Source organism: Chryseobacterium sp. MA9, from assembly GCF_024399315.1.
Taxonomy (GTDB): domain Bacteria; phylum Bacteroidota; class Bacteroidia; order Flavobacteriales; family Weeksellaceae; genus Chryseobacterium.
In genome coordinates this window covers 1,668,169-1,691,786 of sequence record NZ_CP075170.1, presented here as the reverse complement: position 1 = coordinate 1,691,786, position 23,618 = coordinate 1,668,169, and the positions used below count along the sequence as shown (strand labels likewise).

The 23,618-nt window shown below is 37.1% G+C and carries 20 protein-coding genes; 17 read left to right on the top strand and 3 right to left on the bottom strand.

The genetic code is table 11. The features are described 5' to 3' along the window. Positions 1–11: 11 nt before the first annotated feature. From KIK00_RS07690 to KIK00_RS07680, 3 genes are all read right to left on the bottom strand, one after another. A complete protein-coding gene (locus KIK00_RS07690) occupies positions 12–1,466 on the bottom strand; it encodes an ATP-binding protein (protein ID WP_255815966.1) in 1,455 nt (484 codons plus the stop codon). 107 nt (positions 1,467–1,573) lie between these two features. Next, positions 1,574–3,016 (bottom strand): contractile injection system tape measure protein, encoded by a 1,443-nt coding sequence (locus tag KIK00_RS07685; protein ID WP_255815965.1) that lies wholly within the window; start codon positions 3,014–3,016, stop codon positions 1,574–1,576. A gap of 46 nt (positions 3,017–3,062) precedes the next feature. Further along, positions 3,063–3,383, bottom strand: coding sequence for a hypothetical protein (locus tag KIK00_RS07680; protein WP_255815964.1), 321 nt, complete (start codon positions 3,381–3,383; stop codon positions 3,063–3,065). A gap of 572 nt (positions 3,384–3,955) precedes the next feature. Here KIK00_RS07680 and KIK00_RS07675 point away from each other — a divergent pair. The 17 genes from KIK00_RS07675 to KIK00_RS07595 all read left to right on the top strand — a co-directional run bounded on the left by KIK00_RS07675 (position 3,956) and on the right by KIK00_RS07595 (position 23,602). Beyond that, complete coding sequence (locus KIK00_RS07675; protein ID WP_255815963.1) at positions 3,956–4,540, top strand: DUF4255 domain-containing protein; 585 nt, start codon at positions 3,956–3,958, stop codon at positions 4,538–4,540. A 47-nt stretch (positions 4,541–4,587) separates the two neighbouring features. After that, positions 4,588–6,057 (top strand): phage tail sheath subtilisin-like domain-containing protein, encoded by a 1,470-nt coding sequence (locus KIK00_RS07670; RefSeq protein WP_255815959.1) that lies wholly within the window; start codon positions 4,588–4,590, stop codon positions 6,055–6,057. After that, on the top strand, positions 6,054–6,329 hold the full coding sequence (locus KIK00_RS07665; protein ID WP_255815958.1) for a phage tail sheath C-terminal domain-containing protein: 276 nt from the start codon (positions 6,054–6,056) through the stop codon (positions 6,327–6,329). Before KIK00_RS07670 ends, KIK00_RS07665 begins: the two co-directional genes overlap by 4 nt. 86 nt (positions 6,330–6,415) lie before the next feature. Next, complete coding sequence (locus KIK00_RS07660) at positions 6,416–8,137, top strand: phage tail sheath C-terminal domain-containing protein (RefSeq protein WP_255815957.1); 1,722 nt, start codon at positions 6,416–6,418, stop codon at positions 8,135–8,137. 37 nt (positions 8,138–8,174) lie between these two features. Beyond that, on the top strand, positions 8,175–8,606 hold the full coding sequence (locus KIK00_RS07655; protein WP_034699490.1) for a phage tail protein: 432 nt from the start codon (positions 8,175–8,177) through the stop codon (positions 8,604–8,606). Positions 8,607–8,629: 23 nt separating this feature from the next. Beyond that, positions 8,630–10,003: a phage tail sheath family protein gene (locus KIK00_RS07650; RefSeq protein WP_255815956.1), complete on the top strand. Its 1,374-nt coding sequence runs from the start codon at positions 8,630–8,632 to the stop codon at positions 10,001–10,003. Between the two features lie 35 nt (positions 10,004–10,038). Further along, on the top strand, positions 10,039–10,470 hold the full coding sequence (locus KIK00_RS07645) for a phage tail protein (protein ID WP_034699490.1): 432 nt from the start codon (positions 10,039–10,041) through the stop codon (positions 10,468–10,470). 2 nt (positions 10,471–10,472) lie between these two features. Further along, on the top strand, positions 10,473–10,940 hold the full coding sequence (locus tag KIK00_RS07640) for a phage tail protein (RefSeq protein ID WP_047388278.1): 468 nt from the start codon (positions 10,473–10,475) through the stop codon (positions 10,938–10,940). 201 nt (positions 10,941–11,141) lie between these two features. Beyond that, the gene (locus KIK00_RS07635) at positions 11,142–11,303 is read left to right on the top strand and encodes a DUF5908 family protein (protein ID WP_255815955.1); all 162 of its coding nucleotides are present in this window, start codon (positions 11,142–11,144) and stop codon (positions 11,301–11,303) included. Beyond that, positions 11,303–12,022 (top strand): LysM peptidoglycan-binding domain-containing protein, encoded by a 720-nt coding sequence (locus tag KIK00_RS07630; RefSeq protein WP_255815954.1) that lies wholly within the window; start codon positions 11,303–11,305, stop codon positions 12,020–12,022. Before KIK00_RS07635 ends, KIK00_RS07630 begins: the two co-directional genes overlap by 1 nt. A gap of 1 nt (position 12,023) precedes the next feature. Then, the gene (gene vgrG / locus KIK00_RS07625; RefSeq protein ID WP_255815953.1) at positions 12,024–13,769 is read left to right on the top strand and encodes a type VI secretion system tip protein VgrG; all 1,746 of its coding nucleotides are present in this window, start codon (positions 12,024–12,026) and stop codon (positions 13,767–13,769) included. A gap of 5 nt (positions 13,770–13,774) precedes the next feature. Next, complete coding sequence (locus KIK00_RS07620; RefSeq protein ID WP_047421512.1) at positions 13,775–14,065, top strand: PAAR domain-containing protein; 291 nt, start codon at positions 13,775–13,777, stop codon at positions 14,063–14,065. Between the two features lie 155 nt (positions 14,066–14,220). Continuing rightward, positions 14,221–14,364: a hypothetical protein gene (locus tag KIK00_RS07615; protein WP_255815952.1), complete on the top strand. Its 144-nt coding sequence runs from the start codon at positions 14,221–14,223 to the stop codon at positions 14,362–14,364. Positions 14,365–14,371: 7 nt separating this feature from the next. Beyond that, positions 14,372–14,632: a GPW/gp25 family protein gene (locus KIK00_RS07610; protein ID WP_255815951.1), complete on the top strand. Its 261-nt coding sequence runs from the start codon at positions 14,372–14,374 to the stop codon at positions 14,630–14,632. An 89-nt stretch (positions 14,633–14,721) separates the two neighbouring features. Continuing rightward, positions 14,722–17,772 carry a baseplate J/gp47 family protein gene (locus tag KIK00_RS07605; protein WP_255815950.1) on the top strand — a complete coding sequence of 1,017 codons (3,051 nt, stop codon included), beginning with the start codon at positions 14,722–14,724 and terminating at the stop codon, positions 17,770–17,772. A gap of 24 nt (positions 17,773–17,796) precedes the next feature. After that, positions 17,797–20,610 carry a hypothetical protein gene (locus tag KIK00_RS07600; protein ID WP_255815949.1) on the top strand — a complete coding sequence of 938 codons (2,814 nt, stop codon included), beginning with the start codon at positions 17,797–17,799 and terminating at the stop codon, positions 20,608–20,610. Further along, on the top strand, positions 20,600–23,602 hold the full coding sequence (locus KIK00_RS07595) for a PKD domain-containing protein (RefSeq protein WP_255815948.1): 3,003 nt from the start codon (positions 20,600–20,602) through the stop codon (positions 23,600–23,602). The genes KIK00_RS07600 and KIK00_RS07595 overlap by 11 nt, the downstream gene beginning before the upstream one ends. Positions 23,603–23,618 lie beyond the last annotated feature (16 nt).

The window sequence follows — 23,618 nt, the reverse complement described above, 5'->3', positions numbered from 1 at the left end:
TGCTAGGGGTTTTATTCTGGTTTTTGTACAAATGGGCTGAGACGGGATTGATTTTTTCCAAAAGCCTTTTCATTTTCTATCATTAGATAAGTGCTTATTAATGAATAGGTAATACTGGTTTCATTACGGTCATGCAATGCCATAGCAACATTTTTCATAATGTTTCGGATATTAGCACCCGTATAAGCGTACTCTTTGGTTAAATGTTTTAAGAGCTCCTCACTTTCAAAAGTTATATTTTTAGGCAAATAGTGCTCCCAAAGGGCTTTTCTGGTAGTTTCAGTCGGTCGTATTACATTGACAGAAACATCTATTCGGCGCTTGAAAGCATCATCCATATTGTTTTCAAAATTGGAAGCCAGGATTGTTAATCCGTCAAATTTTTCTATTCGCTGCAATAAATACGAAACTTCCTGGTTGGCGTAGCGGTCATGAGCATCTTTTACATCAGAACGTTTCCCAAACAAAGCGTCAGCTTCATCAAAAAACAGCATACAGTTTTTACCCTGCAGCCTGTTGAATAATACTTCAAGATTTTTCTCAGTTTCACCAATGTATTTGCTCACAACCTGTGAAAGGTCTACATGATACATATCAATACCATATGCATTAGCAAGAATACCAGCCAGCATTGTTTTTCCTGTTCCAGGTGAACCGTAGAATAAAGCAATGAAGCCAGGTTTAAAGCTATGTTCATTGGTTTTGAAAAAGCCGTTTTCCAATGCTTTTATATAATGTCCAATGGGTTTTATCTGTTCCCTCACATTATCTTCTAAAATAATATCGTCCATGGTGAGATCAGATTTGTAAAGCCTGCCGGGAAAGTAAGAACCATGATCCAGTTGTGGTTTCTGACCTGATAAAAAATAATTGAGATAAGCGGTATCCAATTCAATTTTTCCATGAATAAATTCTGTTGAAGAACGGTTGTAAATAATATCGTTTTTCAATAGTACACTGCCATTGATGAGTTGTGCACCATACTGTGACCAAAGTGATAAATCTTTACCTGCCAGCAAAAAAAGTGCGGTTTGAAAAGTTGGCTTAAAGCTGCGGTTGATTTTATCATATTCACCACCTGCTTCAATAGCAAATGCATTGCTGCTTTCTTCTATCTGTACAAATGTTTTCAGGATGGACGGATAATGAGCCGAAGCAATGCCCAGCGCTAAAATTATTCTGTCCACAACAGTAAGCTGATGGGTGTTGATCGTAATGGAATAAGGAGATTGGCCATCTGATTCCGGAGGTTCAGGTATTTCATAACCAATATTCAATTCTGTCTCATCTTCCAGAAATAGTTCTTTGCATCGCTTTTCAATAAGTGATTGTAACCATTTCATTTCTTCATTTAAAGAGTTATGATTTACAGCATTGACTTGAAATAAGGGATTGATTATTTCTGTTTTTTCATTAATATTTGTTTTTATTAATGATGAGTGTTCATAGTTAATAGGAGATTTCATAATCTTATTTTGAATTAATAGGGTTGCAGTGAGGGTATTGCTGATGTAAAATCAGCAACTTTAGAGTATTTGAAAGCGTTAGAATATTTAGAAAATGTGCCCTGTTATTACCAGTTTACAAAGATGAATTTTTTCTGCCAGGGGAGTTTTACGAGACCAATTCCCCAGGAAAGCTTTTCAAGAAGAATATCCTGTGTCTTTCGCTCTACGATAAGGGTGTAATCAGAGTCAGTGATGACTAATTTCCCTGGTCGCTGGAAAAACTCGTTTTGTAATAATGCAGCAGATGATTTTTTCATGGGAGCCCAGTTATGCTGTACACTTTCTATTACATTTTTAGCCTGCGATTTATGCTTACGTGAAAGTTTAATATGTCTGTTAATAGGTTGGTGTATCGGAATATTGCACAGGAATTTTTCAAAAATCATGTCATATTCAGGAGAATTTATTTTTCCGGTAGCGATATAATGCAATAGATGGGCACACAATTCCGGATCAATGAGCTGCTGGGTTTTTGGATCAAGGAGTTCACAATGTTCAAACAGGGTTTTGATGAATGGATGGATCAAAATAAGCCCCGCATTTTGAATATATTGTCCCTCGTTCTGGGTTACATCTTCCTGAACTATTACATTTTTTTCCTGAATAGGTTCTATTGAGGTTCTTACATTTTCAGGTTGATCTGCTACATTAGTTTTGATGCTATCAGAAATTTCATTTTCTGTAATAAAAGGGAATATCTTAACTATTGTTTTCCTGTTCTGATGATTGTTTTTTGTTGTTGATAAACCAATCTGTTCTATTGTTGAAATTTCCTGTAAAAGATACTCCCTGGGATGGTTATTGGATGTATTCCAATACTCCGATATTACATTGATGATCAAGCGCCATATTGCAATTCTGTCTGTATGATTCAGTTTTGATATATGACGTATTGTATCAGTTTCCAGGTTGATTTTCAATTCCTTGTTTTTCAAAATCGCCAGGCATAATTGCGCAATTTGTTCATTGGAAAGCTGATTGATAAGTCGGTTTCGAACATTTTCTTTTGACAAAACAGATATAATGCTTTTTTGAAAGCTATCAGCCAAAATAAGGCGATCAAAAACCGTTGATTCCAAAATAGCCATATTGTTGCTTTCCGAATTCCACCAGGGCATAGTTCCTTTTTCTAAAAAATAGATAAAAGCTCTGAGCATCTTTTCCTGATGATCTACCAGATAGGGTTTAGCCTCACTTTCTGTTTCCTGATGGGAAGTTTCAATGGGATTGGTAATTTCTGCCAGTTCTTCTTTAAAGAGTTCAGCTATTTGATCTTTTAACTCCGTGTTTAATGCGCTGCTTTTTACCTCCACATTTAATTCTAAACGGGGAATCTGTAGGGTATGGCCGGCCAACTTATATTCTAAAGCCTTGATATGCTTTTCTATTTCCGGAAAAACATCAATAGATAAAAAGCTGTTAATATCATCTTTTATACGCAATGCTTTTTCTTTGTTGTTAACGGTAATTTCAAGAAAAACTTTCTGAATGATATGATCTTGCTTCACATTGAATAGGATTAAATTATAAAATACTGGAAGTCGTCAGACAGTCTTACTTTTTGTCGAACTCTCCACCCCAGAAACCTGCAGGACAAAGACTGAATCTTGATCTCTGTTTGGCACTCAATCTGCATCCGCAGCCTCTGACAAATCCATCTTTTGGACCATCTATCACTTCTAGTGTATCTGGATTGAGCCATTTCATTGCATTGCAATTGTTGCCGTTTTTTAAAGGACATGCATTACAAATTTGTTCCCTTAATGAGAAAATAGCTTCTTCGTTTTGATTTGCTACACCCAATTTTGAGCGTAGTTCGTTAAAATGACCACCAATGATTTCATTGCGCTTGCTGAAAAGATTTTTAATATTCATATGATTAAAGTTTTTTAAATTATTGGGTCAAAATTAGAAAGAAGAGATCCTATTTTGCGAATTATAAGGGGGCTCTATTCTGTCTTTGCAGTAAAAGGCAAAATCATATCCTAATGATGCAGAGTTATATTTTCTGGAAATTACTGGTTGCGAAAAAGCTGATCTTTCTAATCAGGAAAGCATATGATTTTTTTGGAGAACCAATACTTTAGACAATCCATCATCGTACTCAATTATTAATCATTCGGAAAATACAGACCACTAAAAATAGCCATGTAATTAATGGACAATCATGTGTTGAAATACAATGATTTTTAAAAGCAGAATGAGACTCAATTAACAGACTGAAATTTGGCCATCATAAGAGGAGGAAAATCTTCGGGCTAGAATTTAATTTTTTAATACCGTTTTTAATGTATTTGTTGTCAGTGTATTAATAGTGTTGTTTTTAGTTTTCTTTTATAAGAATTAAAATCCTATTTACTGCAAAGACTGTATTGAGCCCTCAAAATATTTGTCTTTTGAGGGGGTGTGATTGTATGTTTGCACCATAATAATTAAGAACAGAAATTATGATTAATAAAGTATTAACAGTTTTAAAAAATCAGCTAAATGCTCCGGATGGTTTATGGGATCCTAACGTTCCTGGCGAAATTGAAATTGCTGTTGTTGATGACATCGCAAAACATGATGACAACACTGAGGGACTTAGTAACAAAGTAGTAATTAGTCTGCTCAACATTGAGGAGGAATCAACATTGAAAAACAGATCAAGGTATCAGCAGGTTGTGGTAGACAACAATCCGATTCGATATGATAAGGAAAGCACTCCGGCTTACTTAAATCTATATGTAATGATCTCTGCCAACAGAAGCACATACAGCAAATCTTTACTAAGTATTTCAAAAGTTATTGAGGTATTTCAGGCAAAGAATGTTCTGGAATATGTTGATCTTGAGCCCCAAAACAATTTCAGTTTCAGAATTGAACTGCATTCCATTCCCTTTGAACAGCTAAGTTACGTCTGGGGATTATTAGGCGGAAAAATAATGCCTTCTGCTTTATATAAAATCAGCGTGATAAAAATTGCGGCTAAGGAGGTAGTCCCTGTTAAATTAATTAATGACATTAATATACAAAGTATTAAAGTTGATTAATCATAAAAGCAAAAACTAAAAACTAATAACCCTTTAAATTTTTAAACATGTTAAATCCAGCAACACCAGGTGTTTCTGTTGAAGAAATTACAAAACTTCCATACTCAGTTGCATACATAGAAACAGCTATGCCAGCATTTATTGGGTATACCGAACTACTCCCTGTGGGGTATAATGAGCCTTTCAGAATCAGCTCTCTTTTAGAATATGAACAATATTTTGGAAAAGCAAAAGAAGAAAATATCCAGCTACAGGATGTAGAAGGTAAAGGAGCAACTATTGTAGCACCTCATGCACAGTTTTTAATGTATTATTCGCTGCAAATGTATTTTGCAAATGGCGGCGGACCTTGTTATATCATTTCTGTAGGAGATTATACGTCAGCAGAAGTACAATTATCCTCATTGGAAACAGGACTGGGTAAGATTGATCATAAAAACATTAAAGAACCAATTCTTATTATTTTCCCTGATGCTATTTCGCTAGCCAATGAATCTGATTTTTATAGCATTTACAATCAGGCAATTGATAAAGCTAAAGATGAGAATAAAAACAGATTTGTTATACTGGACACCTATTACGGGAATTCTGTCATCCAATCAAACAATCTTACCACTATTGAATCTTTTAGAAGTAAAGTAAACCCAACTAATCATGCGGCAGCTTACTTCCCTCACTTAAAAACCATTTTGAATTATACTTTTGATGAGACTAAAACACCTATAATACATACCGGTTTACAAAAAGCAGGACAAGGAAGTGCCCTTTTTTATGCGGGTGAGATCGCCGCTTTAGATGAATTAAAACGTTTGGCAAGTGCCGAAATCTCAACTGGATCTGCTGACGCTTACGTCCTTGCTGATTTATTAGATCAGGCTATTGCGATAGCAGAAGAAGTGAATGAAACAGCAGATGCAGGAGATAAAAAAAATGCTTTAACAGAAGTAATTGATGAGGCAAAAGTTGTGCTGGAAGCCATCTATGACGGAATAATAGATGATTTTATGATCCCTGATGGTTTAGACGAAAATGCACCTGTTTTCAGTGGAGAGTTTGATGCATTAAAAACGGCAATCCTTGAGATAAAAGACGAAAAAGGAGATGCAAACGGGATAACACTTAAAAATTTAGAATCATCCAATTCGGCACTATACAATCAGGTGAAAAAAGAAATGCTGTCGTTAAAAGTTGTATTACCACCATCATCAGCAATAGCAGGAGCATACGGCAGAATAGACAGTACAAGAGGTGTGTGGAAGGCCCCGGCAAATATCAATATTAGCCATGTCATTACTCCGACAGAAAAAATTTCCGATCAGGAACAGGCTGCTTTAAACATAGATGCTTTCGGAAAATCAATTAATGCGATCAGAACCTTTACAGGAAAAGGAACCTTAATCTGGGGAGCCAGAACCCTTGAAGGAAAAGATAAAAATGATGAAGGAAAAGATAACGAATGGAAGAAGGAAAAGATAACGAATGGAAGTATGTACATGTACGTCGCTATTATAATATGATCAGACAATCGATCAACGATGCACTCAACAAGTTTATGAATGAGCCTAATATCCCTCACACATGGTTACGGGCAAAAACAATGTTAGAAAATTTTCTTAACCAGCAATGGATGGAGGGTGCATTAGCAGGCAGCACTCCGAAAGAAGCTTACGAAGTAACAGTTAAGGGAGTAGAAGGAACGACTACGATGAATGTAAATCTCAAAATAGCATTAGTACGCCCGGCAGAGTTTATTATACTCAACTTCTCGCACAAATTGCAACAATTCTAAAAAGATAAAATCAATAAATCAATCACGAATAAATATTCGAAGTTTTACTTCGAAGAATAATTAATATTAACGTAAAATTTTTTAAAATGAATTACAAAACCCCTGGAGTTTACGTGGAGGAACAAGGAAAATTTCCCCCTTCCGTAGCGCAAGTTGAAACGGCTATCCCTGCTTTTATTGGATATACAGCGGATGGACCGAAAAATAAACCAACGAGAATTGCTTCGATGTTGGAGTATGAAGAACTTTTTGGAAAAGCAAACCCGGAAATCTTCGCTGTAGCTTTCAAAGACGGTGTTGCCACAGCAATGCCAACCAAGGTAAGCGACTTTAAAATGTATTATGCCATGCAGATGTACTTTGCCAATGGTGGTGGGCCTTGTTATATTGTTTCTGTAGGAGATTATAAAAGTCCGGAGGCTGTAGGTGCTCCTACACCGGCAGAAGCTTTTTTATCCGGGCTTGAATTATTAAAAAATGAAGACGAACCTACCCTGATCGTTTTTCCGGATCTTCAAAGTTTAGTTCCTTCTGCTGCTGATGTTTCTGCTGCTTCTGCTGTTGTCACTACAGCGTTAAAAGTTAAAAATATTGTTTCTGCGGCTAAAAGTATTGCAGGCCTTGTTGCAGACGCTGTTGCAGGTGCTAATGTAGACGCTGCTGTTGCTGCTGCTGTTGCTAAAGCTGCTGAGTTTAATGTTGCTAATCCTAACGAGTTACAGGCTGCTGGAGCTCAGGGCGGTCAGGCTGTTGTAGCTGCTGTTAAGATTGCTGCTGTTGTTGCTAATGCTACTGTTGCTACTGTTAAAGCTGCTGCTCAGAATGTTGCAACTGCTTTTGAGACAGATTTAACTTCGGCTGCAACTATTGAAACCAATGCTCTTGCTGCCAGCAGTCTTGTTACTGCCAGAGCAGGTGATTCTGTTGCTATCGGCAAAATCTATGCTTTGTACAATAAAGCTTTGGATCAGGCAGAATTATTAAAAGACAGGTTTGTCATTATGGATATTCTTCAAGACGCTGCTGCTTTTAGAGATAAAGTAACTTCTACAGGTCTGAAATATGGTGCGGCTTATTATCCAAAACTGAAGACTGTTTTAAGCTATGATTTCAAAGATGCTGATGTGTTAGTTACCGGTGCATCTGGTATTACCACTTTAGCCGAATTGAAGACTGCTAATTCTGAAATGTATAATCAGGCTAAAAAAGCAATCGAATCTGCATCAGTAGTATTGACGCCGTCATCAGCAATTGCCGGAGTTTATGCCAAAGTGGACAGTACTTCCGGAGTATGGAAAGCGCCTGCTAATGTAGGACTTAGTTTAGTAGATCTTCCTGCAGAAAAAATTTCTACCAAAGAGCAGGATCTGCTTAATGTAGATGCTACATCAGGAAAATCAATTAACGCGATCAGAACTTTCGCAGGAAAAGGAACATTAGTCTGGGGAGCAAGAACATTAGACGGAAACAGCAATGAATGGAAATATGTACCTGTACGTAGATTCTTCAATATGGTAGAAGAATCTGTGAAGAAAGCTACAGAACGTTTCGTTTTTGAACCGAATACTGCCAATACATGGACTCGTGTACAGGCTATGATCGAGAATTTCCTTGATCAGCAGTGGAGAGACGGTGCATTAGCCGGAAGCAAGCCGGAAGAAGCTTATTACGTAAGCGTTGGTCTAAACAAAACAATGTCTGCTCAGGATATTTTAGAAGGAAGAATGATCATTGAAATCGGGATGGCAGCAGTACGCCCGGCTGAATTTATCGTGTTACGTTTTTCACACAAATTACAGGAAGCATAAAATAAAATTAAATAACAATTAAAATTAAAAATAAATTATGAGTACATATCCATTAGTAAAGTTTGCCTTTGAAGTAGATTGGGGCGGAACAAAAGTAGGTTTTCAGGAAGTGAGCGGTTTGAATGTTGAAGCAGCTTTAATCGAGTACAGACATGGCGCAAGTCCTGATTTCAGTAAGATCAAAATGCCTGGAATGAAAACTTTCAGTAACATCACTTTAAAGAGAGGAACTTTCAAAACTGATAACGAATATTTCGACTGGTTCCAGAGTATTCAGCTAAGCACGGTAGAGCGCAGATCTATTACCATTTCCCTTTTAGACGAAACAGGAGCTCCTGCAGTAACCTGGAAAGTGAAAAATGCATTCCCGCTTAAATTACAATCAACAGATTTAAAAGCTGAAGGTAACGAGGTGGCTATTGAAACTCTGGAAATTGCACACGAAGGATTAACTATTGAAAATAACTAATATTAACTTTAAATTTTTAACAAATGAATTACAAAACACCTGGAGTTTACGTAGAAGAAATTGCGAAATTCCCACCATCTGTAGCACAAGTAGAAACGGCTATCCCTGCTTTTATCGGGCATACGGATAAAGGACCAAGAAATGAACCAACAAGAATCTCTTCTATGTTGGAATACGAAACGATTTTTGGAGGAGCAAAAAATGAAAAAACAGCGATCTCCATTTCGATTGAAGATACTGTTGTGACTGCAAAAGTAGACAACGCCAAGCTAAGTCCTTATAAAATGCATTATGCTATGCAAATGTATTTTGCTAACGGTGGCGGACCATGCTATATTGTTTCAGTAGCTGACTATGAAAAAACTCCTGTATTAGGAACAGAAACGGTTGCTGGCGGTTTATGGTTCGGACTGAAATCACTGGAAAAAGAAGATGAGCCAACGCTTATTGTTTTCCCGGATGCTGAAGTTTTAGGAGCAGATGCTTACAAGTTATACAATAAAGCTTTGGATCAGGCAGAAGACTTGAAAGACAGATTCGTTATTATGGATGTTTTTGAAGACGCTGCTGCTTTTAGAACCGGAGTAAATGCTACAGGATTAAAATATGGAGCTGCATATTATCCAAAATTAGAAACAGTTTTAAGCTATAGCTTTGATGATAAAGATGTTAAAATCGATAGCTATAAAGAAATCAATGCTTCAGGAGCCCTTGTGGATGTTACAATGCCTCAGAATGAAAATAATTTAGCATGGCTAAAATCAAAAAGCTCAGCATTGTACAACCAGGCAAAAAGAGAAATTGAATCTAAAAGATTGGTATTGGCTCCATCTTCATCAATTGCCGGAATTTATGCCAAAGTAGACAGTACTTCCGGAGTATGGAAAGCGCCTGCTAATTTAGCAATTAGCAATGTACTGGCACCAGTTGTAAAAATTTCCAATGAAGTACAAGACGGTCTTAACGTAGATGCGGTAGCAGGAAAATCAATCAATGCGATCAGAACTTTCACAGGAAAAGGAACGTTAGTCTGGGGAGCAAGAACACTAGACGGAAACAGTAACGAATGGAAATATGTACCTGTACGTAGATTCTTCAATATGGTAGAAGAATCTGTGAAGAAAGCTACAGAACGTTTCGTTTTTGAACCGAATACTGCCAATACATGGGTTCGTGTACAGGCTATGATCGAGAATTTCCTTGATCAGCAGTGGAGAGACGGTGCATTAGCAGGAAGCAAGCCGGAAGAAGCTTATTACGTAAGCGTTGGTTTGCACAAAACAATGTCTGCTCAGGATATTTTAGAAGGAAGAATGATCATTGAAATCGGTATGGCTGCAGTACGCCCGGCTGAATTTATCGTGTTACGTTTTTCACACAAATTACAGGAAGCATAAAATAAAATTAAATAACAACTAAATATAAAAACATTATGAGTACATATCCATTAGTAAAGTTTGCCTTTGAAGTAGATTGGGGCGGAACAAAAGTAGGTTTCCAGGAAGTGAGCGGTTTAAATGTTGAAGCAGCTTTAATTGAATACAGACATGGCGCAAGTCCGGACTTTAGTAAGATTAAAATGCCTGGAATGAAAACTTTCAGTAACATCACTTTAAAGAGAGGAACTTTCAAAACTGATAACGAATATTTCGACTGGTTCCAAAGTATTCAGCTAAGTACAGTAGAACGCAGATCTATCACGATCTCCCTTTTGGATGAAACAGGAGCTCCTGCAGTAACCTGGAAAGTGAAAAATGCATTCCCGCTTAAATTACAATCAACAGATTTAAAAGCTGAAGGTAACGAGGTGGCTATTGAAACTCTGGAAATTGCACACGAAGGATTAACTATTGAAAATAACTAATCATGGCAGTTTTATATCCTCCAACCAGTTTCTCTTTTATTGTTAATGGGATTTCAACAACAGAGGGTATTGACTCCAGATTTCAATCTATATCTGGTTTATCAACAGAAATTGGAACTGAAGAATATGCCGAAGGAGGCGAAAACAGGTTTACACACCAACTTCCTTTGAGACCCAAATATCCTAATCTGGTTCTTAAACGTGGGTTAATCGTAAGTTCCGGATTGATAAGCTGGTGCAGAAATGCGATGGAAAACTTCCAGTTTGAACCAAGAGACCTGATCATTACTCTTTCAGGGGGAATTCAGTCTACAGCACCCCTAATGGTTTGGAATGTAGTTGGAGCATACCCCGTAAGATGGGAAGTATCAGAATTCAACGCAGAAGAAAGCAAACTTGCTATTGAAACAATAGAACTGAAATATAGATATTTCACAATACCCTCATCGTTAGCAAGCTTAGGCTTGTAATTTCTAAATCAAATCTAAGCACTTGAACGTGTGTTAGTTTAAAGATAACTTTTACCCAAATCTTTTTTCACAAAAACAACAGATTGGTCTATAACAGAGACTGAACACACCCTTCATGTGCTTGGATTTTTAAAAACAAACATGTTAAATCATTGGTTATTAGTGTTTTGAATATTAATGATCGATTAAAAAACAAACGAAATGCCAATAGAAATAAAAGAGCTTCACATTAAAATAAATGTGGACGAAAAAGCTGCAGCTACCACAACTGCCGCATCGGTAGATGAAGCACTGCTTATGCGTGCGATCAGTGAAAGTGTGGAGCAGGCCGCAAAGATAGAACAACGTAAAAAAGAAAGATAATGAGAGGAGCAATTCAAAAACTGACAATCGGGACCTACGAAAACTCCGATTATGAAAAAAGAATTCAGAGCGGTGCTTTTAAAGCTTTTATCAATCCGACAGGTTTTTCTATGACCTATAAAACGAAATATAATACAGACCAGGCAGATGGTAATTCTAAACCTAATTTAGGATATACCTCATCAGCATCACCTGATTTGCAATTAGAATTTCTATTTGACGGGACAGGGGTTACGGAAGCAAATTCAGGACTTAAACTGATTAATAAAATTAAAGGAAAATCCTTTGCAAAAACAGCTGTTACCCAACAGATTAAAGATTTTTATAAAGCGACAGGCGAGCTCGTGGGCTCTATCCATAAACCCTATAATGTTATCCTTAATTGGGGAAGTTTTGAATTTAAAGGTGTGCTTTCTGAATTAACGATAGAATATAAGTTATTTGATAACGAAGGCCAGCCTCTGAGAGCCATAGGAAAGGCAACATTCAGTGAATCAACAAGTCCGAAACTTGCCGGTAAAATTGAAAAGCTGGAATCACCGGATCTTACCCATAAAAGAACAGTACAGGCCGGCGATACACTGCCATTAATGACCGAAAGTATTTATGGAGATTCCAAATATTATCTGGAGGTAGCTAAAGTAAATAACCTTGTTAATTTCAGACAGTTAAAACCAGGCCAGGAATTATTCTTTCCGCCATTAGAAAAAGTTTCATAATATGAATAATAGCGGATACATACAAACAGCAAAAAATCCGGATTTAGTCACCTATAAGGTCATGTCCGGAGGAACAGAACTGCCGGGGAAGTACGGTGTGAAAAGCATTGTCGTGGAAAAAGAATTCAACAGAATTCCTTATGCCCGCATTGTTATTTTAGACGGAAGTGTACCGGAGCAGGATTTCAAGCTCAGTAATGAAGATCTGTTAATTCCCGGAAAAGAAATTGAGATTACCGCCGGATACCATTCTGAAGAAGAAACCATTTTTAAAGGAGTTGTTGTAAAGCACAACATAAAAATCAGAAGTGGATCTTCTTACCTGATTGTAGAATGCAGAGATAAGGCTGTAAAAATGACCTTAGGAAGAAAAAGCAAATATTTCTACGAAAGCACAGACAGTGATGTCATGGAAGAACTCATTAGTAATAACGGGCTTACTGCCGATGTTGAAGCTACTTCAAATTCTCATAAGGAATTGGTTCAGTACCAGGCTTCTGATTGGGATTTTATGCTTACCAGAGCGCAGGTAAACGGTAAACTTTGTTCCGTTGAAGATGGAACCATCAAAATTGCCAAACCTGATTTTAGGGCTGAAGCCGTAGAAACAGTGGTTTACGGATCATCCGTACATGAATTTGACGGAGAAATTGATGCCAGAGATCAATTCAGCAAGATTACAGCCAAAACATGGAGCTATACCGATCAGGAACTGACAGAAGTGGAAGCTCAGGATCCTGCCATTAATCTCAACGGAAATCTTTCATCAGGTGATTTAGCCAATGTTTTCGGAATTGAAGACCTGCAGCTTAAGCATGGTGGAAATCTTACCCAAGGGGAACTGCAGGAATGGGGTGATGCCAAAGCCACTTTCCAGCAATTAGCCAAAACAAGAGGAAGAGTAAAACTCCAGGGAATCCCATCTGTGATACCAGGAGCTTCATTAACACTGCAAGGAGTAGGAAACCGATTCAACGGGAAAATATACATAACCGGTGTCCGTCATGAAATCGCTGAAGGAAATTGGCTGGTGGATGCTCAATTCGGACTTTCTCCAACATGGTTCTCCGAAACCTATGATGTAAGTGAAATGTCTGGTTCAGGAATTATGCCTGCCATAAGCGGATTGCATGTAGGGGTAGTATCACAACTGGAATCAGATCCGGACGGAGAAGACAGAATTCTGGTACAGATTCCTATCATTAATAGCGAGGAAGAAGGAATCTGGGCACGTATTGCCACCCTTGATGCAGGTGAAAACAGAGGATCATTCTTCAGACCGGAAATAGGAGATGAGGTTATCATCGGATTTATTAATGATGACCCCAATGATGCCATTGTGCTTGGAATGCTGAACAGCAGTGCAAAACCAGCTCCTATTGTAGCTTCTGACGATAATCACGAAAAAGGATTTGTTACCCGAAGCGAAATGAAAATGATTTTTAATGACGACAAAATTTCGTACACACTGGAAACACCAAAAGGTAAAAAAGTGATTGTAGACGAAGATGCCGATGTCATTACAATAAAAGATGAGCATTCTAATATTCTTACCCTTAATAAAGACGGTATCAGTATGGAAAGCGGGAAAGACATCAAGATCAAAGCAAAAGGAGACATTAATATGGAAGGAACCAATATCAATGTAAAAGCAAGTGCTCAATTTAAAGCAGAAGGCAGTTCCGGCTCAGAGCTTAAATCAGGAGCAGTAACAGTAGTAAAAGGATCTCAAGTTAAAATTAATTAATAATCATGAAACCGGCAGCAAGAATTACAGATATGCATACCTGCCCTATGGTAACGGGAAATGTTCCCCATGTAGGAGGTCCTATAATGCCGGCAGGAGAACCCACAGTGCTTATCGGCGGAATGCCCGCAGCAAGACAAGGAGACAAAGCAGTATGTACCGGACCACCGGACACCATTGCATCAGGGTCTTCAAGTGTTTTAATAGGTGGGAAACCTGCCGCAAGAATGGGAGATTCTACCGCTCATGGAGGAGTGATAACCGCAGGTGAAGCTACTGTTTTAATAGGCGGATAATATTGAAGGCAGCTTTTAATACAATCATTAGCTCCCTATAAATAGGATCTGACTAAAACTAAAAATGTAAAACATCAATAACAAAAACGGTTAAAATAACCAAAACTCTATGCTACAGATGCAGGATGTGAACATTCAATATAACAAATTAACGTATGAAAATAAATACAGATTTTTTAGGAACAGGCTGGAGTTTTCCGCCTGAGTTTAATGAAACTGAAGGAAAACTGGCCATGACCACAGATGTGGAAGACATCAATAACAGCCTTAAGATTTTATTGTCAACACGCCCGGGGTGAACGTGTAATGTTCCCAAACTATGGGTGTGACTTGCAGGAAATGCTCTTTAAACCTCTGGACTTAACGCTGATTACCCAAATGAAAGGAATCGTTGAGCGTGCTATTTTATATCATGAACCCAGAATCAACATTCTAAGTATTGAAATAGATACTCAGGAAGAGCTTCAGGGAGAAGTTTTAATACAAGTTAACTACGAAGTAAGAAATACTAATACAAGAAGCAATATGGTTTTCCCTTTTTACAAAGGAGAAGCTACCGAAATATAATGAATTACGGGATGTCTGTAGCCATTTTGAATACTACCAAACACTACAATAAGTATTGCATCTGACCATAGAAAGATAAATATAAACAAATGAAAAAAACAGATACATTTTCACATTATCGTGAAGGAAAATCACAAATGCAGCGCTTTTTAGCAGAATTAGATCCTGGGAATCTTGAGTTACACGATTTCGATTTGTTTGACTGGCTATTATTCGCAAACAATTTTGCTCAACGTGTAAACTATTTTGACAAAGATGATAATACAACACCAAAAGGAAACTGGGGAAACTTCTTCCTGGGTGATGATGCCAAGGCTATTCCACGTAGAGAAAGCGTTGAGTATAAAAGTATGAAAAAACAGGTTACAGATCTTATGTCCCAGTTTGAACAGGATAGCAGTCTGACCCCTCACCTGACATTATTTGTTTGCTTTTTAAAATTATTAGATTTCTCAAAAAAAGCCTTCAATAATCTGACGAAAAGACACCTGGATTTCTATTATAACGAAATTCTTCAAATTGAGAAAAATGATGCCAAATCAGACAAAGTCTATGTGATTTTTGAACTTGCCAAAAAAGCGATTCAGGAAAGAATTCCAGCCGGTACATTGCTGGATGGGAATAAAGACGTTGATGGAAAAAAACGAATCTACAAAACAGGTGATGAACTTGTGGCCAATCAGGCAAAAGTAGTTGAGATCAAAAGCTTCTTAAATGATGTTGAAAAAAGAGAACTGAAAATGGCTTCGGTAGCCAACTCTGCTGATGGATTGGGTGATAAATTACCGGAAGACAGCAACTATTGGTGGCCGTTTGGATATAATTCTGATGAAACCGTTTCCAATAAATCTATTTATAAGGAACTTCCAAAAGCCAAACTGGGGTTTTCCATAGCATCCTCATTATTTGATTTAAAAGAAGGAGAACGTACAGTCACTCTTAAGATTGATTTTAATAAGAACTCAACCCAGAAATTACAGAATCTTTCAAAAACAGATATTGAAAATAATATCAAAGTGCTTTGTAGTGGGGAGAAAGAATGGCTATCAGGTGTTGTTTTGAAATGTATTAAAAACGAAGAAGGAAGACTAGAACTTTCTTTTACATTATCTAAAGATTTCTCAGCCGTTGTAAAATACAATAAAGAAGTACTTTCGGAAACATTTCAAACCAGCTTTCCTGTTATAAGATTGATGATTGAAGGAGAAAAATACTACGATATTTATGAAGCTCTTTCGGAAAAACTAATAAAAAACATAGAAATAGCGGTTGATGTAAAAGGAATAAAATCAATTCAGATAGAAAATGATAACGGGACATTAAATTCAGAAAAGCCTTATTATCCTTTCACCGCACAGCCTGTTAAAGGATCTAATTTCTACATCAAATGTCCTGAAATGTTTTCCAAAAAATGGCAAAATGCAGACATTACAATCAACTGGAAAAATGCTCCGGATTCTATAAAAGATTTATACAGCGGATATGTTATTCAGCCTAATCAAAATATCAGTTTAACCGATTTTGAATCCTTAAAAAACTCCTCAATCGTAGGTTCTGACGCTTATTTTAAAGCAGATGTTGCCTTGCTGGATAAGGAAATCTGGTATGACAAAGCCAATGATATTGATGTATTCAGTAAAGTAAAAGGCGCTTATAAAATCCAGTTTTCTGTAAATAATGCAAGTAATGAGGCGGGAACAAGTGAGACGATCAGATTAACACTGAATCAGTCTTCATTACAGGATGTATATCCTAAACTATATACATTGGCATTATCAAGTAATCCGACCTTTAAAAAACTTATTCCCAACGAGCCATATATTCCTTTTGCTGAAGATATAGAGCTGAATTACAGTGCGAAAGAAAATGCATATTCATACCTGAAAAGAGAATCTGCCGGGGAAGCTTCAAAAAATAAAGAAGTACAGCTGTATCACGAAGATGCATTCGGCCAATATGAAAAAGAAGTCGAAACCAATAGCATTGTACCGGTACACCAGAATGGAGGTGAATTATACATCGGTCTGGAAGCAATGCCTCAAACTACAGTGTCACTATTGATCCAAATGCTGGAAGGAAGTGAAAATCCTTTAGTGGAAACTTTCCTGGAAAAAGAATTCATAGAATGGCATATCCTTTCAAACAATACATGGATGAGTTTGTCGGATTATATGCTGCAGAACGAGACCAGAAAGTTCCTGGAATCAGGGATTGTCAAGTTTAAAGTGCCTAAGGATATTGATAAAAGCCATACAAGATTTACCGACGGATTAGTCTGGATCAGAGCCAAATCACAAAGAAGTTATGATGCAGTATGCAAAATCCAGGGAATCTATACTCAGGCGGTTTTAGCAACATTCCAGAATCAGGGCAATGATCTGTCTCATCTCAATAACGGATTGGAAGCAAAAACCATTGCTAAACTTATCACCAGAGTTCCTCAGGTAAAATCGGTCAGCCAGCCTTATAACTCGTTTGATGGTAAATACAAAGAAACAGATACGGAGTTTTACAGACGTGTGAGTGAAAGATTAAGACATAAGCACAGAGCCATTACACAATGGGATTACGAACATTTGGTATTACAGGAATTCCCGGAAGTTTTTAAGGTGAAATGTTTAAATCATACTTCCGAAACTTCATATATGGCTCCGGGCCACGTAACCCTGATGGTGGTTCCGAATATTAAAAATAAAAATGCTTTTGATATCTATCAGCCGAGGGTAAGCAGAGCTTCTTTGAATAAAATTCAAAATTATGTAAATGAATTAAATACAATGCATGTGAAAGCTCAGGTGATCAATCCCAATTATAAAGAAGCAAAAGTAGAAACAAAGGTCAAGTTCTTTGAGCAGTATGATGAAACATTTTATACCAAACAACTGGACGAAGATATTAAAAAATATATATCGCCTTGGGCTTTTACAGACTCTGAAAATATTGATTTTAATGTGGAGTTGAACGTTAATCAGTTGGTTAATTATCTGGAGCAGCTGTATTATGTGGATTACATTGATGAGATTAAAATATTGGTGAACAATGTCCCGCAAAGGCAATCTTTAATTGAAGTAGATCCAAAATCAATTTTGGTATCCGCCAAGCAGCACAATGTCACTATTACAGAACAGGTATGTATTTAATAATAAATAAGAAGAAACATAATCATGTCAGAAAATAAACATATTAGTATATCAAAAAATATAGAAACCGGGGATCAGACAGATTTTCATTTTCTACGCAAAACAGGAATTGAATACATAGAAAAGTTAGGAGGAAAACTCTGGACCGATTATAATTCTCATGATCCTGGTATCACCACTTTGGAAGTTTTAAGCTATGCCATAACGGATCTTGGTATGAGGATGAACCTGAACATGGAAGATATCTTGGCATCTGATGATGTAAAAACAGACATTCATACCCAGTTTTTAAAGGCTACAGAAATTTTACCTTCAAGACCTTTAAACGAACTGGACTACAGAAAGTTGTTTATAGATATCAATATGCCCGGAAGTCTTAAAAGACCGATCCGTAACTGTTGGTTAGTTCCTAAAAATGAAACATTATATGTCGATTGTAAAACCGGGGATTTAGACTTTAAACCTATCGGAGAAAAGACACAAAGTTTTAATGTAAAAGGCTTATATGATCTTTATGTAGATTATGCTGAAGATATTGATGCGGATGGTATCGGATGTGAAAAATCTAATGTCAATATCAAAATATTAGACAGTTACCATGCTAATAGAGGACTTTGCGAAGATCTGGCGGAAATTAAAGAAGTTGAAATCCAGAAAGTTGCAGTATGTGCCCGTATCGGACTTGTCAGTAAAGCAGATGAAGAACTGGTGCATGCTAAAGTAATCAGAACAATCAATAATTATCTATCTCCAGAGGTTCATTTTTATTCACTGAAACAGATGCTGGACAAAGGTCTGACTACAGATCAGATTTTTGAAGGTCCACTCCTGGATAATGGTTTTATTGATACAGAAGAACTTAAAAACAGTCAGTTAAGAAGAGAAGTCCGTCTTTCAGATATCATCAGTGAAATCATGAAAATTGAAGGTGTTAAAGAAATTCATGACGTTTCTATTGCAGGTTGTGACAGTGTGATCAAACAAAATAATGATTGGCTGATCTGTATTGAAAAAGGCAGAAAACCAGAACTGTGCGAACTGAGTTCATTCAGTTACAGTAAAGGATCTCTTCCCTTAAACATCAATGACAAAAAAGTTCAGGATTACTTAGAAATTCTTAAAAGAGAAGAAGAAGTACTTAGAGATGATGCAAGACAGAATAAAGAATTGGCTTTGCCTCAAGGAACTTCATATGATATTGCGAACTATGCTACTATTCTGAATGAATTTCCAGATACCTATGGAGTAGGAGAATCGGGAATTATTGGTAACCCATCCCCGGAGAGAGAAGCCCTGGCTAAACAAATGAAAGGGTATTTGTTATTTTTTGATCAAATCCTTGCCGGCTATTTCAAACATCTTGAGAAAGTAAAAGAAGTATTAAGCATTAATGGTAAGTTAAAAAGAACCTTTTTTACACAGGCTCTTAAGAATATTAAAGGCTTTGATGAACTGGTTTCTGAATATGATACTGAGAATGATGATCAACTTACAGATTCGTTATATGAAGAGCTGGATAACAGCGTGGAACGCCGAAATGAAGTTTTGGATCATTTGATCTCCCGTTTTGCTGAAACATTTAGTGACTACACCTTCTTAATGAAATCATTGTATGGGAAATCTACCGATGAAATTGTCTTAAACAACAAAGAAAACTTCTTAAAAGAGTATTCATCATTAAGTAAAGACAGAGGTTTAGGTTATAATTACACCTTAATTGGAGATTCAGATCTTTGGAATACCAGTAATATTTCCGGTGTTCAGAAAAGAATTGCCCGTTTGCTGGGAATTAAAGATTATACCCAGAGAAACTTATCTCAATCGCCGGTATCCATTATTGAAACAACAGATAATGCTGGTAAAAATACTTATACCTGGAAAATAAAAGATACCACCAGCAATATTGTTTTGTCGTCTGTTAATATTTATACGACTGAGCATATTGCAATCAAAAACCTGAATGAAGCAATTTACCAAACCATTCAGATTGATGAGGAAGACCTTGAAAATGCATTAAAAGAGCCGATTGAGCATAACCGTTTAATTGGAAATATAATCATTCGTTTTTCACTGGGAGGTAATTACTATTTTGAGATTGTAGATGATACCGATAAGAAAAATGTCATTGCTACTCACAAAAAAACAAATCCTTACTCAACGCCGGAAGAGTTGATAGCAGCAATTAGAACTACGGTGAAGTATTTCAAATATGAATTTACAGAAGAAGGTATTTTCCTTGTTGAACATTTATTATTAAAGCCAACCACTAAGGATTATAAACTCATGGGAGGTATTGGCTGCATGTCTGTAGGAGGTACTTTCAGAATCATGTATGACCTTGAAGAAGAAAATCCTACAACAGATCCGATAGAATATTCGGAAGCCTTTATGTCTTCTTGTGAAGAAGGTTGCGAAACTGATGTTTTTGATCCTTACTCTTACAGGGTGAGTGTTGTCCTTCCTGGCTTTGCTTATCGTTTCCAGGACCCTGATTTCAGACGTTATGCAGAAACCGTGATCAGACAGGAAATTCCGGCTCATGTTTTAGCAAAAATCTGCTGGGTGGGAGACCGTTTGAGTGAAAAACAAACCGCTCAGAATGATTTGGCTGAATTTGAAACAGCATTTAAAAAATACCTTTCAGATAAATCGAGAAACAATATTGTGAATCTTGGAAACAGCATTACGGATTTATTGACCGCTCTTAGCCATTTAAACAATATTTATCGACCAGGAAGGCTTTTGGACTGCGACGCCAATGATAACGACAGTCTGGACGGAAAAATCATATTAGGACAATCGAACTTATCAAAAAAATTGAAAAATAATGAACACTAAATTAGACAATGTAACAACCCAATATAGAAAGTTCAACGACAATCAGGCGTTAACAGAAGGGCAATTAAACGAATTTATAGACTATTTCGAAGATCAGGACAGATTATCAAGAACCCGCCTAAGTGGTGTTGGGGTAGTATGTGGTTTTCAATCGAAGTACGTAGAACTTGAAATCTCACCTTCTCTGACAGAAAAAGCATCCAGACCCGGAGATATGGATCTTGAGATTCCCCTTGATACTATTATGATTACACAGGGGGCCGGGGTTACTACAGATGGAGACTTAATAACACTGCGTCAGCAAGGAAGCAAAAGGTCAGAGGCTATCATAGACTTCAAGGCTAAAAATTACAGATACTATAGAAATTATACTGATGTTGTAGGATATGAACATTTTCATATCGGAGGACAGCAGATTCCTCTTTTAGAGTTGTTTACAACACAAGAGTATTTGCAATTGGTGAATGAAGGGGCTAATGCCGGGGATTTTAAGCAGGTAATGGATATTCGTAGCTCATTAAATGATAAAATTGTAATTCTGTATTTAGAAAGTTATTCTAATGATGAGACTCCATGTCAGGATGCAGATTGTGACAATAACGGAGCAGAGCAGGTATCTAATCTTAAAGTACTTCTGGCAGATTCAGCGTCTGTTTCAGAGCTTATCACAAAAGGTGATGCAAAAGATGCTATCTATAAACAGCACAATACATATGAAAAACTCTTTGACAGTTTACCCAACATAGAAGCCAAAAGAGTTATTCTGGATGCACTTGTAAAAACAGCACCACAGTTAAAAACAAAATTTCAGGGTGCTATCAGTACTGTTGCAGAATTAAGTGATGGCTTTACTTCTATTGCGGGAGCTTTTAATGTAAATATGAATCTGGGAGGGCAGACGCTCTTTGATAAATTGAATCCTTTGCTGACAAGCACTTCTCCAAATTTAGAAGATTATCAGTACCGATATGATTTACTAAAGGATTTGATTGACACCTACAATGAAATAAAAGGTTTGGTCCTGCATCTGAATGCTGAATGCTGTCCGGATATTGCCTCATTCCCTAAACACCTTATGTTAGGGCATGTTGGAGCAAAGCAGGAATTAGGAGAATATACTCCTTTACGTCACGGTTTTTATAATTCACCGGTTACTACAAATGATGACGAGAATTATGAAAGAGTCGTAATGCTTGCCAATCGTTTTGTGCAGAAAGTTAATGGATTTCAATCCTATATCGGACGTATTAAAATTACGCCTTCAAATTTGAATGTGAGATTGGGTAATAAAGCAATACCGTATTACTATAATGTAGATCAATCTTTATTGGCTCAATGGAACTTTGAAAAAACAAAAACCGATAGGGCAGCTTACAATTTAAGTTATCATACGGCTAATTTAGCAGGAGAAGATTTTATTCAGAATCCGCTGAATTATAATATTGACAATAATGATTTTTATAGAATTGAAGGTCACATAGGAATGCCTTATAAAACAGCATTGCAAAACATCAATGATCTTAAAACACAATACGGATTAGCTTTTGATGTCATTGCATTGGTTTTGGAAAAGGGCGAAAAACCTGGCAGCGAGCCGCCAATCCGAGAAAAAACAGTATCTATTGAAGAGCTCAGAAAGCAGCTGATATCCATTTCCAGTGATGTCAGCAACCGTACCAACAATTCACAAAATACTTTACAGAACATCTCTAAACTGGATGAACAGTTAAGATTGCTGAACCAGGCTGAATTCTCAAAAGAAGGATCAGCTGAAGGAGTTACGGTAGTAAAGCAAGACCCGAAAAAAGACGATGTTGTAAGTGAACTGTTAAGCGAATTTTTAGAAAGAAAATCAGGCCTGGAGCATGTGGCTGGAGTGGAACCGGGCGGAACTTTCGCACTGATTTATCACTCGGAAGCTGATAACCAGGTTCTTGCAGATTTTTCACTGCCTTACCTATGTTGCTCTAAAAAGGATCCTGCATTCCTGTCGCTACCGGCAAACAAACTATGCCAGAAAGATGCTCCAATTGTGATGACAATTGTTCCGGTAGATGGACAGGTAAAAGCATTTGTAAATGGTGCTCAGATTCCTGCGGTTACACAATCCGGAGGTCAAAGCTTCTTCGATCCTGCATTAGTTAACGCAGCTTATTTTGGACAAACCATTACGTTTACCGTTAATGATGATCCGGTGGAAGCACAGATGGTAGTGTATGCACAACCAAATATATCTGTGACTACAGGTACTGTGAGTTATGATGCTCCTACGATGGACGAAAATGCAAACAACCCTGATGCGACAGTTGAATTTGATGCTTCTGGGGACTTTACAGGTCTTACATTTACCTGGAATTTTGATGATGGTACTCCAATCGTACATAATGAGGCACCAACTAACAAAAAAATCCATGTGTATAAGCTTGTTGCCGGACAGGAAAAAACTTTCAATCCAACACTTACAGTAACCAATGCTAATGGATGTAGTAATGTTTACAGATTAGCTCCGCTAAAATTAAAAGGTCAATCCACTATTGCATGTTTAAGTGGAATGAGAGTGGTTATTCAGTACAGAGACGATGTAGATCAAGGTCACGTTTGTAATGATGCTACTTTCAACTTAAAAGGAAATAATATTGTAATAGGAGGGGTCAATCCATACCCTGGCTTTATTGGAAATATACATTTAAGTAATACAGGAGGTAATCAGGATAGAGGTAACCATAAACAAGGTACTCCTGCGCTGAGCAGATATAATGAAATTATCATTACTCAGGCTGAAGCTAAGCAAATGGCATCACAATCATTGGATGGTTTTGTAGAGTTTTCTCTTGAATGTGCTTTACCTGTTAATAACAGACCACCTACTGGTTGCCACCAGGATGTTGCTTATACGGAAATCTACTTAGCAAACGCTACAGTTCCTATTTATAAAGGATATCCAAACGGGAATTTCCTAAAAATAAACCCTTGTACAGGAGTGACAAAATAATAGTCAGATAATAACT

Coding starts and splice junctions, on each gene's coding strand:
- KIK00_RS07690 (WP_255815966.1), bottom strand. CDS start 1,466: ATGAAATCTCCTATTAACTATGAACACTCATCATTAATAAAAACAAAT.
- KIK00_RS07680 (WP_255815964.1), bottom strand. CDS start 3,383: ATGAATATTAAAAATCTTTTCAGCAAGCGCAATGAAATCATTGGTGGT.
- KIK00_RS07675 (WP_255815963.1), top strand. CDS start 3,956: ATGATTAATAAAGTATTAACAGTTTTAAAAAATCAGCTAAATGCTCCG.
- KIK00_RS07670 (WP_255815959.1), top strand. CDS start 4,588: ATGTTAAATCCAGCAACACCAGGTGTTTCTGTTGAAGAAATTACAAAA.
- KIK00_RS07665 (WP_255815958.1), top strand. CDS start 6,054: ATGATCAGACAATCGATCAACGATGCACTCAACAAGTTTATGAATGAG.
- KIK00_RS07660 (WP_255815957.1), top strand. CDS start 6,416: ATGAATTACAAAACCCCTGGAGTTTACGTGGAGGAACAAGGAAAATTT.
- KIK00_RS07655 (WP_034699490.1), top strand. CDS start 8,175: ATGAGTACATATCCATTAGTAAAGTTTGCCTTTGAAGTAGATTGGGGC.
- KIK00_RS07650 (WP_255815956.1), top strand. CDS start 8,630: ATGAATTACAAAACACCTGGAGTTTACGTAGAAGAAATTGCGAAATTC.
- KIK00_RS07645 (WP_034699490.1), top strand. CDS start 10,039: ATGAGTACATATCCATTAGTAAAGTTTGCCTTTGAAGTAGATTGGGGC.
- KIK00_RS07640 (WP_047388278.1), top strand. CDS start 10,473: ATGGCAGTTTTATATCCTCCAACCAGTTTCTCTTTTATTGTTAATGGG.
- KIK00_RS07635 (WP_255815955.1), top strand. CDS start 11,142: ATGCCAATAGAAATAAAAGAGCTTCACATTAAAATAAATGTGGACGAA.
- KIK00_RS07630 (WP_255815954.1), top strand. CDS start 11,303: ATGAGAGGAGCAATTCAAAAACTGACAATCGGGACCTACGAAAACTCC.
- vgrG (WP_255815953.1), top strand. CDS start 12,024: ATGAATAATAGCGGATACATACAAACAGCAAAAAATCCGGATTTAGTC.
- KIK00_RS07620 (WP_047421512.1), top strand. CDS start 13,775: ATGAAACCGGCAGCAAGAATTACAGATATGCATACCTGCCCTATGGTA.
- KIK00_RS07615 (WP_255815952.1), top strand. CDS start 14,221: ATGAAAATAAATACAGATTTTTTAGGAACAGGCTGGAGTTTTCCGCCT.
- KIK00_RS07610 (WP_255815951.1), top strand. CDS start 14,372: ATGTTCCCAAACTATGGGTGTGACTTGCAGGAAATGCTCTTTAAACCT.
- KIK00_RS07605 (WP_255815950.1), top strand. CDS start 14,722: ATGAAAAAAACAGATACATTTTCACATTATCGTGAAGGAAAATCACAA.
- KIK00_RS07600 (WP_255815949.1), top strand. CDS start 17,797: ATGTCAGAAAATAAACATATTAGTATATCAAAAAATATAGAAACCGGG.
- KIK00_RS07595 (WP_255815948.1), top strand. CDS start 20,600: ATGAACACTAAATTAGACAATGTAACAACCCAATATAGAAAGTTCAAC.